Source organism: Paenibacillus sp. 203 (assembly GCF_037027525.1).
GTDB lineage: Bacteria > Bacillota > Bacilli > Paenibacillales > Paenibacillaceae > Paenibacillus > Paenibacillus polymyxa_B.
This window is the reverse complement of the sequence record NZ_JAXCHD010000002.1, coordinates 310,732-326,080: the sequence shown is the minus strand read 5'-3', so window position 1 is coordinate 326,080 and position 15,349 is coordinate 310,732. Positions and strand designations below refer to the sequence as shown.

The following is a 15,349-nucleotide window of genomic DNA, read 5'->3' as shown; positions in this document are numbered from 1 at the left end:
CAGGGGGATTTAAACGTGAGTGAACTACAAAAGGTAACGGTCATCGGAGCAGGTTTGGCGGGCAGCGAAGCTGCCTGGCAAATTGCAAGCCGTGGAGTGCCAGTCAAGTTATATGAAATGCGGCCGGTCGTAAAAACACCAGCACATCATACAGATAAATTTGCCGAATTGGTATGCAGTAATTCCTTGCGAGCAAACGGCCTAACGAATGCAGTAGGCGTACTGAAGGAAGAGATGAGAATACTAAACTCCTTGATTCTTAGTGCAGCAGATCGTCATGCTGTTCCGGCTGGCGGTGCATTGGCAGTGGACCGTGACGGATTTTCCGGTCATATTACTGAGACGCTTCATCAACATCCTTTGATCGAGGTTGTTAATGAAGAGCTTCAGGAAATCCCACAGGACGGTATTGTGGTCATTGCGACGGGGCCTTTAACTTCTCCGGCTTTGTCGGAACAGATTAAATCACTGATGGGAGAGGAGTATTTCTATTTTTACGATGCGGCAGCCCCGATTGTAGAAAAGGACTCTATCGACATGAACAAGGTTTATCTGGCTTCCCGTTATGATAAGGGAGAAGCAGCGTACTTGAATTGTCCGATGAACGAAGCGGAATTTGATGCTTTTTATGAGGCTCTGGTTACGGCTGAGGTAGCGCAAGTCAAGGAATTCGAAAAAGAAATTTATTTCGAAGGCTGTATGCCCATCGAAGTGATGATGCAACGTGGGAAACAAACGGCATTGTTCGGACCGATGAAACCCGTGGGTCTCGTAAATCCACATACAGGTGAACTCCCCCACGCAGTTGTTCAGCTTCGCCAGGACAACGCCGCAGGAACGCTGTATAATCTGGTTGGTTTCCAGACTCACCTCAAATGGGGGGAACAAAAGCGTGTATTTTCAATGATTCCGGGTCTTGAAGAGGCAGAGTTTGTACGTTACGGTGTGATGCATCGCAATACCTTTATTAATTCTCCGCAGCAACTTCATCCAACTTATCAGTTTAAGGGAAGAAGTAATCTATTCTTCGCCGGACAAATGACCGGTGTAGAGGGATATGTGGAGTCAGCGGCTTCTGGTCTGCTGGCCGGGATGAATGCGGCACGAGCAGCGCGTGGGCAGGAAATGTTTGTATTTCCTGCGGAAACGACATTAGGTAGCATGGCACGGTATATTACGACCGCTGATTTTAAGCATTTTCAACCGATGAATGCAAACTTTGGTTTGCTTCCAAAGTTGGAGAAACGGATTCGTAACAAAAAGGAAAAAAATGAAGCTCTCGCTAATCGCGCGTTGGAAAGTTTGCGGGGTTATATCAACGAAACGGGAGTTATGTCAGCTGAAGTACAGGCATAAGGATGAAGGAAAAGGAGGAGCGCGTTATGGATATGTCCTTTCATGCTACCACCATCTGCGCTGTACGCCACAATGGCAAAGGAGCTATTGCGGGTGATGGACAGGTAACGTTCGGCAACAGTGTTGTCATGAAGCAGACGGCTAAAAAAGTGCGCAGATTGTATCGAGGTCAGGTCGTTGCAGGATTTGCGGGTTCAGTGGCCGATGCTATCACGTTATTTGAAAAGTTTGAAAATAAGCTGGAGGAACACCACGGAAATCTTCAAAGAGCAGCCGTGGAACTTGCCAAGGACTGGCGTCAGGATCGTATCCTGCGCAAGCTGGAAGCGCTCATGATTGTGATGGACTCATCCGGAATGTTGCTCATTTCTGGAGGCGGCGAAATTATAGAGCCGGATGATGATGTGCTTGCGATTGGCTCAGGTGGTAATTTTGCATTGGCGGCTGCCCGTGCTTTCAAACGCCATGGGTCTGGCATGGAAGCAAAGGACATGGCACGGGAAGCGCTAGAGGTTGCTTCGGAAATATGTGTGTATACAAACAATCAGATTATCGTGGAAGAACTGTAAATCGGCTCTGAGTATTCAAGGGTGGAGGAGTGCAAAATGAATAATCAATCGTTGACGCCCAGACAAGTGGTATCCGAGCTGGATAAGTATATTGTCGGACAAAAGGAAGCTAAAAAATCTGTTGCTGTTGCCTTGCGCAACCGTTATCGGCGTAGTAAGCTGCCGGATGATATCCGGGATGAAATTGTGCCTAAAAATATTTTGATGATCGGACCGACAGGTGTGGGTAAAACTGAAATTGCACGTAGACTTGCACGGCTCGTGGGAGCTCCTTTTGTCAAGGTAGAGGCGACCAAATTTACAGAAGTGGGTTACGTCGGTCGTGATGTGGAATCCATGGTGCGTGATCTGATGGAAACCTCTATTCGCATCGTTAAAACGGAACGAACAGAGAATGTGAAGGACAAAGCGGAAGACATGGCAAATGAACGGATTGTCAGCATCCTTGTACCTGCAGAAAAGTCAAACAAATCGCAACGTAATCCCTTTGAAATGCTGTTTGGCAATAACACGGGAACTTCAGTAGAAGAAGAACCACCACAACAGGATGGATCTTTGGCAGAAAAGCGCCGTAAGGTTAAATTCGATCTATTGTCTGGTAAGCTTGAGGATGATGTCATAGAGATTGATGTGGAGGATACTGCCCCCAATATGCTCGATATGTTTGCTGGGCAAGGGAATGAACAAATGGGTATGAATATGCAGGAGATGTTCGGAAGTTTTCTGCCCAAGCGGACGAAAAAGCGCAAGCTACCAGTCAAGGAAGCTCGCAAGGTGTTGATTCAAGATGAGGCCGCCAAATTGATCGATATGGATGATGTGATTCAGGAGTCTGTGAAGCGTGCTGAGCAATCCGGTATTATTTTTATTGATGAAATAGATAAGATTGCCAGCCAGGGTAAGGGTAGCGGCCCCGATGTGTCGAGAGAAGGCGTCCAGCGCGACATTTTACCTATTGTCGAAGGATCTACCATCATGACCAAATACGGTCCGGTAAGAACAGATTACATTCTGTTTATTGCGGCAGGAGCTTTTCATGTTGCAAAACCATCTGACCTGATCCCTGAGCTTCAGGGCCGTTTTCCAATCCGTGTGGAATTAAGTAGCCTGACTTTGGATGAGTTTGTGTCGATACTGACGGAGCCTAAAAATGCGCTGACCAAGCAATACACTGATCTACTCCGTACTGAGGAGATTGAAGTCGAATTTTCTGCGGAAGCGATCCGTGAGATTGCCAGCATTGCTGAGTCTGTAAATCGCAACACCGAAAATATTGGTGCACGTCGTTTGCATACCATTCTAGAAAAGCTGCTGGAGGATCTGTCGTTTGAAGCACCAGAGCTTACATTGGATCGTATGATCATTACTCCGGAATATGTACGTGAGAAGCTGGGAGATATTGCCCAAAACAGGGACCTTAGTCAGTATATTTTATGAATAGGGTTTCTAAAAATAGGGTGTGAGGTCCAGAATAACACTATCTTGCACCGTCGTTTAGACCTAGATAATGGTCAAGTTGATGATTTTTCTGTCTATTCCAAAAGTAGGACGTATAATCTTTTACAGGTGTAAAGTGCTAAGAAAACATTCATTTTCTTGAAATAAACCTGAAAAATTTAACATTTTATGCATCTAAAGCCCTCTTTTTTAAAAAAGATAGGGCTTTTTTCTTATTGTAATTAGGTCCCAACTCTACGAAACTTAGAATATATGACAGAAAGTTATTATTTTCTACTTAAGACCTAAAAGAAATGTGTAATTATGAAATTTTATTGTCGAAAAAAAGTGAAAAATCTTGTTTTATTGAATCTTACTTTGGAGTAGACGCTGGGAGGGAGGAGCTAAATGAATCTGCTGGGTGATATGAGCTTTCAAAAGCTTCAGGCAGGTGTACAGGCGGCAAATACGAGACAACGTGTGATGGCTGACAATATTTCCAATGCGGATACCCCGTATTTTAAGCGTTCGGAGGTTTCATTTGAAGAACTGCTTCAGCAGCAAATGGACGGGGAAGTCACACCACTACGTGGAAAAGTAACCAATTCAAGACATTTTCAAATAGGACCTGTGAACTCCATTCCAGATGCCACGGTCACCAAAGATGGGCACTCAGTCATGAATAACAATATGAACAACGTAGATATCGACAGAGAAATGAGTCTTATGGCTGAAAATCAACTAAGATATAATACCTACATCCAAGAAATTAATGAGCGCATCAAGATGATGAGAACAGCGGTAGAAGGGAGATAGGACTAGGTGAAGATTAACAACGGCTTTGATATTAGTGCATCTGCTCTTACGGCCCAACGGTTGCGGATGGACGTTATATCTAGCAACATTGCCAACGCAGAGACAACTCGGGCGAAAGTAGAGAATGGACAAGCAGTTCCATATCGGAGAAAAACGGTTGTTTTGGAGCCGAACCAATCTGGCTTTGCCGATGTTTTGAAGGCTCAAATGGAAGGAAGTAGCACAAGCGCTGCTGGCGTTAAGGTTTCGCAAATTCAGGAAGATCAGTCACCTTTAAAGCCTGTGTACAATCCGGGTCACCCGGACGCTGATAAAGATGGCTATGTATATATGCCTAATGTAGACATTATGAAAGAAATGGTCGACATGATTTCCGCAACACGCTCATACGAAGCCAATGTAACAGCTCTGAATGCATCAAAGGCTATGGTTTCCAAAGCGCTTGAAATCGGTCGCTAAGTTCTAGGACTACTAACTACTTAATAGGGAGAGTAAAACATGATTCAGAACGCCATGTTTAATGTACAGACACCGGCAATACAGCAGATTCAATCGCCTAACAATGAGTTGACGAAAGCGACGCCTTCCGAATCCTTGAAGGATTTTGGTTCCTTCCTAAAGGATGCTCTCAATGAAGTAGGGCAGCAGGAAGCCGCTACGCACCAGATGTCCGACCAATTCATGGCAGGCAAAGTTGATGTAGATCAGGTCATGATCACTTCCCAACAAGCGCTGCTTTCCCTGCAGCTTACTACACAGGTCCGAAACAAAGCGATCGAAGCCTATCAGGAGATCATGCGTACACAGATGTAAAGAGGGTTTAGCAAAGTTTCGGATGGGGTGACGGAGTGAACGAGAGAATCGCCCAATATCGGGATAAGATTTCCGGGTATTGGAATAATTTCAGCAAAAAACAGAAGATATTACTTGTTTCGACATTAGCATTCATCATTATCGCCGTTGTAGTGCTAACGATGCAGTTTACCAAAACCGAGTATGAAGTGGCTTTCCGAGATTTAAATGCTAACGATGCTGCTGGAGTCATTAAATATCTCGATTCTGCGGGTATACCGTACCAACTTAATGCTGGTGGGACACAAATCTCAGTCCCAACTGCTAATGCGGATAAGGCGAAGGTAGATGTTGGGTCTCAAGGCCTGATTCAGAAGGGTTCAATCGGCATGAGCGCTTTTGACCAATCCTCCTCTGCGATTGGTATGACGGAGAACGAGTTCAATGTGAAGTACAATAATGCATTGAACGGCGAAATACAGCAATTGTTGGAACGGATGGATGGTGTCCAAAGCTCCAAAGCTGTCATTAATATGCCAAAGGAAAACATTTTTGCCGGACTTGAAGAAAAGGACAAAGCCTCCGCTTCGATTCAAATGGAATTCGAGCCCGGCTTTACTCCAAATCAGCAAGCGATCGATGGATACTTTAATCTGGTAAAAACGGCCGTGCCGAATCTGCCAGTGGAAAACATTACGATCACCAATAAGGAATATGAGTTGATTCCAACGGCCAAGGGCGGCCAAGGTGGACTCACTAGTGGTGTTCAGGAAAACATGGCTCTACAGAAGAAGTTTGAGAGCGATGTAAGGAATAATGTCCAACAATTTTTGTCGAAAATTGTTGGAGACGACAAGGTGAACGTGCTGGTTATGTCCCAGCTAAATTTCGACAAAGTAACATCAAAAGAACAAATGGTCACACCTGTTGATCAAACGAAAATGAAGGGTATTGAAATTAGCGCCCAACAAATTCAGGAAAGCTATACGGGCAGTAGTGGACAAACCGGAGGAGTTGCAGGAACAGGAACACAGGATGTTCCGGGCTACCCGGGAGGAGCTAATTCCGGCAATACCAGCTCAGATAAGAGCTCAAGTACGATTAACTACGAAGTTAACCGAATTGCAAGGGATATTATCCAAAGTCCGTACACTGTAAAAGATTTAACCATTAATGTTGCAGTTGAACCACCAACAGGTCAGCAAACGTTGGATACTGCAACTCAGACAGCAATTCAAAACATTTTGGTTAATATTGTAAGAGCATCGTTGGCGAATTCTGGTACTACTATTACAGACGCTGATTTGGCTAAGAAGGTTTCAGTGTTTTCACAAGCTGTTCCAGCACCTGCGAGCACGAATACATTCTTCTCAGCTTCCAACCCTTGGCTATGGGGCATCGGAGCTGCTGTTCTGGCACTGCTGGCGGGTGTAATCTTCCTCATCGTACGCGGTCGTCGTAAGCAGGAAGAAGAGTTGGATGAAGAATTGCAACTCATGCCAACGCCGACGGAGTTCCCGTCTATTACCATGGAAAGTGTGACAAATGAAAGTCAAGTGCGTAAACAGCTTGAAAGTCTGGCGAAAAAGAAACCCGACGAATTCGTCAATCTGCTTCGTACATGGCTGGCTGACGAATAGAGGTGAGTTCATTGGCAAAGGCAAGCAGTCAAGGTTTAACGGGAAGACAGAAAGCAGCTATACTTCTGATCACAATGGGACCAGAGGTATCTGCTCAAATATTCAAGCATTTGCGTGATGAGGAGATCGAGCAACTTACATTGGAAATTGCCAATGTGCGGAAGGTCGATGCCATTGAGAAGGACTCCATCATGGCCGAGTTTCATCAAATTTGTTTGGCTCAGGAGTACATTTCCCAAGGCGGTATTAATTACGCTAAAGAAATATTGGAGAAAGCACTCGGATCGCAAAAAGCAGTTGAGGTCATTAACCGTCTAACAGCGACGTTACAGGTAAGACCCTTCGATTTTGCCCGCAAGGCTGATCCAAACCAGATATTGAATTTTATACAGAATGAGAATCCGCAAACGATTGCTCTCGTGCTTTCGTACTTGCAATTTGAGCAGGCGGCTACAATTCTGTCGTCTCTGCCACAGGAAAAACAGGCAGATGTGGCCCGGCGTGTCGCTGTTATGGACAGTACATCTCCGGAAGTTATTTCCCAGGTGGAACGAGTGTTGGAGCAAAAGCTGTCTGCAACCGCGACGCAGGATTATACGAATGCAGGTGGTATCGAGTCCATTGTTCAGATTTTGAATGGCGTAGACCGCGGAACCGAACGTACGATTCTCGACTCGCTTGAAATTCAGGATCCAGAACTGGCTGAGGAGATCAAGAAAAGAATGTTCGTGTTCGAGGATATCGTCAATGTGGACAACCGTTCCATTCAGCGCATTATCCGCGATATCGACAATGCAGATTTGCAATTGGCGCTTAAAGTGTCCAGTGAAGAAGTACGCGATGTGATTTTCCGAAATATGTCGAAACGTATGGCAGAAACATTCAAAGAGGAAATGGAGTACATGGGACCGGTGCGGTTGCGTGATGTGGAAGAAGCACAGACACGTATCGTATCGACGATCCGCAGATTGGAAGAGGCTGGTGAGATTATAATCGCACGCGGCGGAGGAGATGACATCATTGTCTAACTTGATTAAATCTTTCCAATATGTTCCTGTAGAGGCTTTGAAAACAATTGATGTGGCACATACGTATGCGCCAGAAACGACGGATGAAGAAATCACAACTGAATATACGGAGCCGGAGCCTCAGCGAGATCACGAGGCTGAACGGCTGCGCGATGAAATGCTGAATGATGCCAAGGATTTTGCTGAACGTCAGGTTCGCGAGGCAGCTGAAGAAGCGGAACGGATGCTTCAGGAGGCACAGCAGCAGATTGAAGCCTGGTGGCAGGAGCGACGCGAGCATGACGATCAGTTGACTCAGTCGTTAAAAGCTGATGGGTTTCAGCAAGGATATGAAGAAGGCCAAAAGCTGGCTGAGGCCGAGCTCCAAACGAAATCGGAGCAGATGATGGAAGAAGCACAGGATATTCTGCGTCAGGCCTATGAGATTAAGGAACAACTAATTCAGGAAGCGGAGCCTTTCCTGGTCGAACTGAGTAGTGCTATTGCTGAGAAGGTCATTGAGAAACAGCTTAGCCTTGAACCGGACTACACGATTGAATTAATTCGTAAAAATTTGGCTCGTAAGCGGGAAAAAGGAACCATTACATTGTGTGTGTCGCCTCAGCATTTCGCATTTGTGCAAGGTGCACGAGAAGAATTGTCATTAACTGTCGATTCGCAGGCAGAACTGCAAATTATTCCTGATGGTACCGTGAAAGATCGCGGTTGTGTTATCCGTTCTTCTTTTGGGAGCGTGGATGCGCGGATTGATACGCAATTAGCTGAGATCAAAAAGGAACTACTGCGTCTGGCACATGAGAATGAGGAGCGAAGACATGAAGGGGCTTAATACGCAGCGCTACATGGATCATTTGCGCCAGTTGGACCCGGTCCGGGTAAATGGCAAGGTTACGCAGGTTATCGGCCTGATGGTTGAATCGGAAGGTCCAGACGCCAGTATCGGGGATGTTTGTTACATTTATCCGGGTAAAACGGCAAAGCCGTTGCAAGCAGAGGTTGTAGGCTTCAGGGACAATAAAGTGCTTCTGATGCCACTTGGAGAACTGCAGTCCATTGGTCCCGGTTGTGATGTTGTAGGAACAGGGAAGCCGTTGAATGTGCAGGTCGGGTCAGAGCTGTTAGGCAAAGTGCTGGACGGCTTGGGTCAGCCTCTGGATGGCTCATTGATCCCCTCGCGAATGGCGAGATATTCAACCTTCAATATTCCGTCCAATCCGCTGAATCGTCCGCGTGTGCAGGAACCAATCAGTATCGGGGTGCGCGCTATCGACGGGTTGCTTACTATCGGTAAAGGACAACGGGTTGGTATTTTTGCAGGTTCGGGTGTAGGTAAAAGTACCTTGATGGGAATGATTGCTCGTAATACGGAAGCCGATGTGAATGTAATTGCCTTGATCGGGGAACGTGGACGTGAAGTGCTGGACTTTATTGAACGCGATTTAGGTCCGGAGGGACTAGAACGTTCCGTGGTCATTGTGGCAACTTCCGACCAACCTGCGTTAATCCGTATTAAGGGTGCACTTATTGCAACGACCATCGCGGAATATTTTCGGGATCGCGGATTGAATGTCATGCTGATGATGGATTCAGTTACCCGGTATGCGATGGCCCAACGTGAAGTCGGCCTAGCCGTAGGGGAACCACCAGCAATGAGAGGGTATACTCCTTCCGTGTTTGCTAGTCTACCTAAGCTTCTGGAACGTGCAGGGACAGGTCCTACTGGCTCCATAACCGCCTTTTATACGGTGCTGGTCGATGGGGACGACATGAATGAGCCCATCGCGGATGCGGTGCGCGGGATTTTGGATGGACATATTGTCTTGAATCGTGGGATTGCGAACAAAGGACATTTTCCCGCAATTGATGTGTTAGCGAGTATTAGCCGGGTTATGAAGGATATCGCACCACGAGATCAGATAGACGCTGCCGAGAACATTAAGCGCTTGATGGCCATTTACAAAGATTCGGAGGACCTGATTAATATCGGGGCCTATCAGCAGGGTTCAAATGCAGAAATTGACGAATCCATGGAGCGCATACGGGATATATGGGATTTTACAAGACAAAGAACAGATGAAAAGGCTGAGCTGGACGAGGTAAGGGAGCGTTTGATTTCTGAATTTACGAGGAGATGAAGGTTGAACGATGAGATTTCAGTATTCCTTTCAGAAAGTTGTAGACTTGAAAACCAACGAAAAGTCACAGGCCGAATGGTTGCTTTCCAGTGCTGTCGGACAATTGCAGGCTGAGGAGCAGACATTAACACAGCTTGTAGGCGAAAGGAATCGGGTCATATCAGCCATTCAAAAGGCTGCCGAGGATTGCGCGCCACTCTCTACCATTCAGGAATTACAGGCTTATGTTAATCATCTGGACCAATGTATTACACGCAAGCATAGGGATGTTCAATATGCGCAGCAAAATGTGCAAAGCAAACAAACCGTTTTGACCGATAAAATGCTGGATGAACAGGTTTGGCTGAAAGCGAGAGAGAAGGCCAACGTGAAATTCCAACAGGAAATGCTCCTGCGCGAGCAGAACGAGCTGGATGAAATGGCTTCCGTGCGATTTGCCATGAAAGCCCGGTAAGCGGAAAGTCATAGGATACGCATATCAGCTGCCTGAGGAGGAAGACGATGGCACAGAAGTTAGCAGAAAATGAACTGGATATGGATTTAGGAAAAGAATCAGGCGGGGGATTTGAACGGTTTATGTTTTTCCTGATTCCGATTGTGTTCACAATCGTTCTGGTCGGGGTCCTGCTTACATTGTTCAATATGGACTTCAGAAGCGAAATGATTTCGTTAGGGAACAAAATACCAGTTGTTAAAAATTGGATACCTGAACCGAAAGATAAGGCTACTCAGACGAAAGAGGCAGATCAGAAGGCTCAGTCTGAAAGTTCTGAAGCAACTATAGAGCAGTTAAAGGCAGATTTAGCCAAGCAGACGGAAGAGCTTAAAAAGGCTACCGCTGCTAAGACGACACAAGATAAAAAGGTTACTGAACTGCAGAATCAGGTCAATACGCTGCAAACGCAACAGGAGCAGCAGTCACAGGCCAGTCAGCCGGGACAGGCCGGTACGCAAACTACAGGTGGAACAACAAATGAAGATCCTTATGTAAAACAGGCCAGAGATCTTGCTAGCATGTATGAAGGGATGACAGCAAGTAAAGCGGCACCGATTATGGAGAATCTGACCACGGAAGAGACTGTGCAGCTGTTAAGCTACATGGACCCTGCCAACAGTGCAAAGATTTTGCAAAAGATGGACGCTAAAAAAGCAGCCGATATTACTATGGCTCTGAAAAACGTAACGCCATCTACGGATTTGTCAGTTGCTGCCTTGCAGTCTCGTCTGAAAAAGGATCAAGGTACCACAGCTGGAACAACGAGTAAGAGTTTGCAAAGCACTCAAATCAGTAGCACATTTGCTTCCATGGACAAGAAGAGCGGTGCCGAACTTATTTTACAAACTTACAAAATCAGTCCAGACAAGGCATTAAACATATTAAATACAGTAGATGATTCGACACGTGGTTCTTTACTACAAAATATGTCTGCCAAGGATGCGGCTCAGACCGCAAAAATTTTGAACAAACTGATGGGCAGTAAGTAATTTAAATGAAGGGAGGTGAAAAATAAATGACCCTTATTTCTCAAAGTGTATCGCTCGGCTCCAGTCAGACAGCTAGCAGTACAACGGCCTCAACAACGACTACAGCGACAGCTGCTGGAGCAACCACGGGTGCTTTTAATCAAACACTTACGCAAATGATGACAGGCGGGCAAACGGGATCAGCAGGCACAGATGCGAACGGTTCTCCATTAGTTATGGTACTTCCGCTTATTGCAACTGGAGAATCCACGGAAGCTCCAACCGAGCCGCTGACCGAAACACTGGCTCCTTTGCTGCAAAATCTTGAAAAGCTGGATGATCAAGTAGCTGCTGATCCTGCTCTGCTTGCAACTCTGCAAGCGTGGATTCAGCAAGTACAACAGTTTTTACAAGGCGACGGAACAAATCAACAGTTAAACGGTGGAGAAACGACAGAGGCGACAGGCTTAACAGCTTTGGCAGCCAACCCGGCTACTCTTCGATTTGCATTACAGGACGCTTTGTCACAACTTGCCAATGTAGCAGAGCAGGCTTCTGGAGACCAAAAGTCCCAGGTGGCACAGTTACTACAATCGCTCCAAAGTGCAACGGCAGGTACGGGAGCTATTTCCGATGAGCAGTGGAATGGTGTAATGAAAGCTGTGGAACTTGCTGATGGTGGGGATTCACAAGCAGTTCAGCCTTCTGCAAATCGAGCAAATGGTACTCAGACTGTAGCTACAGCGACTACAGACAAACAGGTTGTTGCTTCTCAGCAGCAAGCAAGTCAGGGCGAAACTAATCAACAAGGTTCAGAAGGGCAACGTTCATCAACTAATATTCTCGTTCAGTCTGCAGTTAAGACGACTGTAACGGATGAAGCGAGTGCATTCGTAGATGCAACTGAGCAAGCGGATTCGACAGCAACTGACAATCAGACTCCAGTGATCACGACTGCGGGACAGCTTTCGGTACAAACGCAAGGAACAACACCTTCGGCTCCGGCTCAACCAGTCGTACATGTACGGCAATTTGCCAAGGAGATGACCGAATTTGTAGTGCAGAAACTTGACATTGTAAAACACACTGGTTTGACGGAAGCGACTATCATGCTTCGTCCAGATCATCTGGGCCAGCTGGAAGTTAAGCTGACAATGCAAAATGGTCATCTGGTTGCCCAGTTCATGACTGAGCATAGCGGAGCGAAGGATTTGCTGGAACAGCAAATGTCGCAGCTGCGTTCGAGTCTCCAGAGCCAAGGTATCCAGGTAGATAAGGTAGAAGTAACGCACAATGAGTCGCTTTCCTCCCATATGTATCAGGATGGACGCGGATCTGGAGCTAATCAGCAGCAGCAATCCAATCAACGTTCCAAAGCTCGAGGTAGAGAAGAGAGCGAGGATGCCTTGAAGGTAGCTGAAATGGCAGAAGAGCTTCGTAACTGGACAGCTGAACAACGCGCAGATGATATGAATCGGACAGGCTCCTTTACAGCACAAGCGTAATGATGGAGGTGAGAACACAATGACGACTACAGACAACAATGTATCCACCAGTAACGTCTGGCCGAATTACAATGTGAATAATGTCAAAACAGCAAGTGCCAAGGATACTAAAACGATGGGTAAAGATCAGTTTTTGAAAATTTTGATCACCCAGCTACAAAATCAGGATCCGATGCAGCCTATGGAGGATAAGGAATTTATCGCTCAAATGGCCCAGTTTTCCTCGGTGGAACAACTGATGAACATTTCTACGCAGCTGAATGCATTGGGACAGTCTTTAGGTACAGCTTCCGGATTGATAGGAAAAGAAGTCAGCTGGATTGAGGCAGGTAAAAAAGACTCCATTACAGGTGAAACAGGTGCGGGTACAGTGAAAAGTGGAATCGTGGATTCCATCGTTATTCGTGACGGTGTGCAGTATGCCAAAATGGGAGCGGCTGAGGTGGCATTAAAAGATGTAACATCAGTGAGCCAGGCTAACACAACGACTCCCGCTACAGATACATCGGATACTTCATCTTCTTCCTCTACTGGAAGCGGTGAGAACTCATGAATGACAGGATAACGGTCGGACGCCTTTTTCCCGCCAACGTGCCCCCGGCAGCAATCTCACAAAACCGAGTAAATTCGGTATCGAAGGATGCCAGACCGTTCGATCAGGTGTTGCAGGATCAGGTGCTCAAGCTGAGCAACCATGCAGCCAAGCGCTTGGAGCAACGGGGAATAGAGTTGAGAAGTGACCAAATGGCGAAAATCAACTCTGCTGTGGATAAAGCAGCTGCCAAAGGCGCCAAAGAATCATTGATTTTAATGCAGGATATGGCTTTGATTGTAAGTGTACCTAATCGAACAGTTGTTACCGCGATGGATAAGAAATCCATGGAGGATAACGTATTTACGCAGATAGATAGTGCTGTAATTATTTCATAAAAATGTATACGAAGTGGCTGGCCCGAATAGGAAAGCCATGAAAAAGCCGCGGATCGACTGATGCGGTCAACTAAGCAACCAATCAGAGGAGGATTTATACTCAATGTTGAGATCAATGTATTCAGGTGTATCGGGCATGAAGGGCTTTCAAACGAAGCTGGACGTTATCGGTAACAACATTGCAAACGTAAATACTACAGGCTTCAAGTCCAGCCGAGTGATGTTCAAGGATATCTTGAGTCAAACGAGTTCAGGCGCAAGTGCACCAGACGGAACAACAACTGCCGGGCAAAATGCCAAGCAGGTAGGTTTGGGAGTGTCGGTCAGCTCAATTGATACACTGCACCTTCCAGGTAGTGCAATGACTACGAACAACCCAACGGATTTACGTATTAACGGTGACGGATTTTTCCTGGTCAAAATGAATGATGCACAGGAAGTTCCTTATCTGACTCGTGCGGGTGATTTTCACGTAGATGCGAACCGAAATCTGGTTACTTCCGATGGGTTTTTCGTAGTGGATACAGGAGGAACTCCAATTACACTTTCAGAAGATGTCGCATCTTTCTCTATCTCACAGGACGGTACAATTGTGCAGCAATTGCAAGATGGTACAACTGATAATGCTCTTCAAATTGGTGTGGCTAGAGTGGCGAATACAGAAGGTCTGGAGAAGATTGGGGGAAGTTTATACCGTACCACAGTTAACTCTAACCTAGAGGAATTGGAAATCGGTACTGCTAACGCAGATGGTCTGGGAGCTATTATCTCAGGTCAGCTGGAAATGTCCAACGTTGATCTGACAGGCGAATTTACCGAAATGATCGTAGCTCAGCGCGGATTCCAAGCGAACTCGCGTATCATTACGACCTCGGATGAAGTTCTTCAGGAAGTTGTAAACTTGAAACGATAATCTCATTTAAACGCGGAGGAGTAGAGGCTCCTCCGCACCTATCAGGAGGTTGGTGTTACGATGATCCCGTTAACGCGGCTGAACGGCTCGCCTATGTGGCTTAATGCGCTGCTCATTGAGACTGTGGAGGAAACACCGGATACATACGTCACTTTGGTGACGGGGAAACGGTTGATTGTATTGGAAAAAGCGGCAGATGTCGTCTCCTTGATCAAGGGTTACAGCCGTGAAATCGGCATGCATGCCGCCACGATAAAAGTGCAACAAATGGAGGAAGACGAATGAAGAAGATGCTGCCATGGCTCATTACAATTTTACTCGCGATTACTTTGATTGCAGGCGCGGCCTTTGTACTTATACCAGCGCTTAGCGGGAAGAAGTCGGAAGTCATACCGAATGCGCAAGCTGCTCAAGCAGAACAACTTCCAAGATTGTCAGCAGATGAATTGGTGGAAGTGAGCTCTGAAATTACCGGTATCAAAACGAATTTGGCAGACGCAGATTATATTGTCCAGATGAACCTATCTTTTCAATTGAACGATGCCAAAGCAAAAGAATCTTTTGAAAAAATTAAAGACATCAGTATTAAGCCCATCGTTATTCAATTGCTTGCAGACACCAAACCTGATGAGCTCAGAACGGCTAAAGGCCGGGACCAGTTCAGTGACAAGCTGACGGATCTCATCAACAAGTCGCTCCCTGAAGGTCACCTGGGGAACGCCAAAATTACAGACTTTTTGCTGGCAGCCATTTGATTCCAGGTG

At 46.2% G+C, this 15,349-nt stretch carries 18 protein-coding genes; all 18 read left to right on the top strand.

The genetic code is table 11. The annotated features are described in order from the left end of the window. Positions 1-15 precede the first annotated feature (15 nt). Entirely contained in the window at positions 16-1,356 is a 1,341-nt protein-coding gene (trmFO, locus tag WA407_RS04675; protein ID WP_336076876.1) for an FADH(2)-oxidizing methylenetetrahydrofolate--tRNA-(uracil(54)-C(5))-methyltransferase TrmFO, read from the top strand. 26 nt (positions 1,357-1,382) lie between these two features. Further along, the gene (gene hslV / locus WA407_RS04670) at positions 1,383-1,925 is read left to right on the top strand and encodes an ATP-dependent protease subunit HslV (RefSeq protein ID WP_013309881.1); all 543 of its coding nucleotides are present in this window, start codon (positions 1,383-1,385) and stop codon (positions 1,923-1,925) included. A 36-nt stretch (positions 1,926-1,961) separates the two neighbouring features. Then, positions 1,962-3,362: an ATP-dependent protease ATPase subunit HslU gene (gene hslU / locus WA407_RS04665; RefSeq protein WP_023988186.1), complete on the top strand. Its 1,401-nt coding sequence runs from the start codon at positions 1,962-1,964 to the stop codon at positions 3,360-3,362. 408 nt (positions 3,363-3,770) lie between these two features. Beyond that, positions 3,771-4,178 carry a flagellar basal body rod protein FlgB gene (gene flgB, locus WA407_RS04660; protein ID WP_336076875.1) on the top strand — a complete coding sequence of 136 codons (408 nt, stop codon included), beginning with the start codon at positions 3,771-3,773 and terminating at the stop codon, positions 4,176-4,178. A gap of 6 nt (positions 4,179-4,184) precedes the next feature. After that, the gene (gene flgC, locus WA407_RS04655; protein ID WP_013309884.1) at positions 4,185-4,637 is read left to right on the top strand and encodes a flagellar basal body rod protein FlgC; all 453 of its coding nucleotides are present in this window, start codon (positions 4,185-4,187) and stop codon (positions 4,635-4,637) included. A 39-nt stretch (positions 4,638-4,676) separates the two neighbouring features. Continuing rightward, complete coding sequence (gene fliE / locus WA407_RS04650) at positions 4,677-4,991, top strand: flagellar hook-basal body complex protein FliE (RefSeq protein ID WP_061831861.1); 315 nt, start codon at positions 4,677-4,679, stop codon at positions 4,989-4,991. A gap of 35 nt (positions 4,992-5,026) precedes the next feature. After that, positions 5,027-6,610, top strand: coding sequence for a flagellar basal-body MS-ring/collar protein FliF (gene fliF, locus WA407_RS04645; protein ID WP_013309886.1), 1,584 nt, complete (start codon positions 5,027-5,029; stop codon positions 6,608-6,610). Between the two features lie 11 nt (positions 6,611-6,621). Beyond that, positions 6,622-7,638, top strand: a complete 1,017-nt coding sequence (gene fliG, locus WA407_RS04640; protein WP_235308121.1) for a flagellar motor switch protein FliG — start codon at positions 6,622-6,624, stop codon at positions 7,636-7,638. Next, positions 7,631-8,467 (top strand): FliH/SctL family protein, encoded by an 837-nt coding sequence (locus WA407_RS04635; protein WP_104495247.1) that lies wholly within the window; start codon positions 7,631-7,633, stop codon positions 8,465-8,467. Before fliG ends, WA407_RS04635 begins: the two co-directional genes overlap by 8 nt. Continuing rightward, complete coding sequence (gene fliI, locus WA407_RS04630) at positions 8,454-9,773, top strand: flagellar protein export ATPase FliI (protein WP_029516991.1); 1,320 nt, start codon at positions 8,454-8,456, stop codon at positions 9,771-9,773. Before WA407_RS04635 ends, fliI begins: the two co-directional genes overlap by 14 nt. A 10-nt stretch (positions 9,774-9,783) precedes the next feature. After that, the gene (gene fliJ / locus WA407_RS04625; RefSeq protein ID WP_013309890.1) at positions 9,784-10,227 is read left to right on the top strand and encodes a flagellar export protein FliJ; all 444 of its coding nucleotides are present in this window, start codon (positions 9,784-9,786) and stop codon (positions 10,225-10,227) included. 47 nt (positions 10,228-10,274) lie between these two features. Continuing rightward, entirely contained in the window at positions 10,275-11,258 is a 984-nt protein-coding gene (locus tag WA407_RS04620) for a magnesium transporter MgtE N-terminal domain-containing protein (protein ID WP_069291726.1), read from the top strand. Positions 11,259-11,284: 26 nt separating this feature from the next. Continuing rightward, complete coding sequence (locus tag WA407_RS04615; protein WP_336076874.1) at positions 11,285-12,742, top strand: flagellar hook-length control protein FliK; 1,458 nt, start codon at positions 11,285-11,287, stop codon at positions 12,740-12,742. Positions 12,743-12,761: 19 nt separating this feature from the next. Next, positions 12,762-13,295 (top strand): flagellar hook capping FlgD N-terminal domain-containing protein, encoded by a 534-nt coding sequence (locus WA407_RS04610; protein WP_336076873.1) that lies wholly within the window; start codon positions 12,762-12,764, stop codon positions 13,293-13,295. Continuing rightward, on the top strand, positions 13,292-13,672 hold the full coding sequence (locus WA407_RS04605; protein ID WP_336076872.1) for a TIGR02530 family flagellar biosynthesis protein: 381 nt from the start codon (positions 13,292-13,294) through the stop codon (positions 13,670-13,672). The genes WA407_RS04610 and WA407_RS04605 overlap by 4 nt, the downstream gene beginning before the upstream one ends. 103 nt (positions 13,673-13,775) lie before the next feature. Continuing rightward, positions 13,776-14,585 carry a flagellar basal body rod protein FlgG gene (flgG, locus tag WA407_RS04600; RefSeq protein WP_235308124.1) on the top strand — a complete coding sequence of 270 codons (810 nt, stop codon included), beginning with the start codon at positions 13,776-13,778 and terminating at the stop codon, positions 14,583-14,585. A gap of 60 nt (positions 14,586-14,645) precedes the next feature. Continuing rightward, positions 14,646-14,870: a flagellar FlbD family protein gene (locus WA407_RS04595; RefSeq protein WP_013309896.1), complete on the top strand. Its 225-nt coding sequence runs from the start codon at positions 14,646-14,648 to the stop codon at positions 14,868-14,870. After that, complete coding sequence (locus tag WA407_RS04590) at positions 14,867-15,340, top strand: flagellar basal body-associated FliL family protein (protein ID WP_023988194.1); 474 nt, start codon at positions 14,867-14,869, stop codon at positions 15,338-15,340. Before WA407_RS04595 ends, WA407_RS04590 begins: the two co-directional genes overlap by 4 nt. The last annotated feature ends 9 nt before the right edge of the window (positions 15,341-15,349 follow it).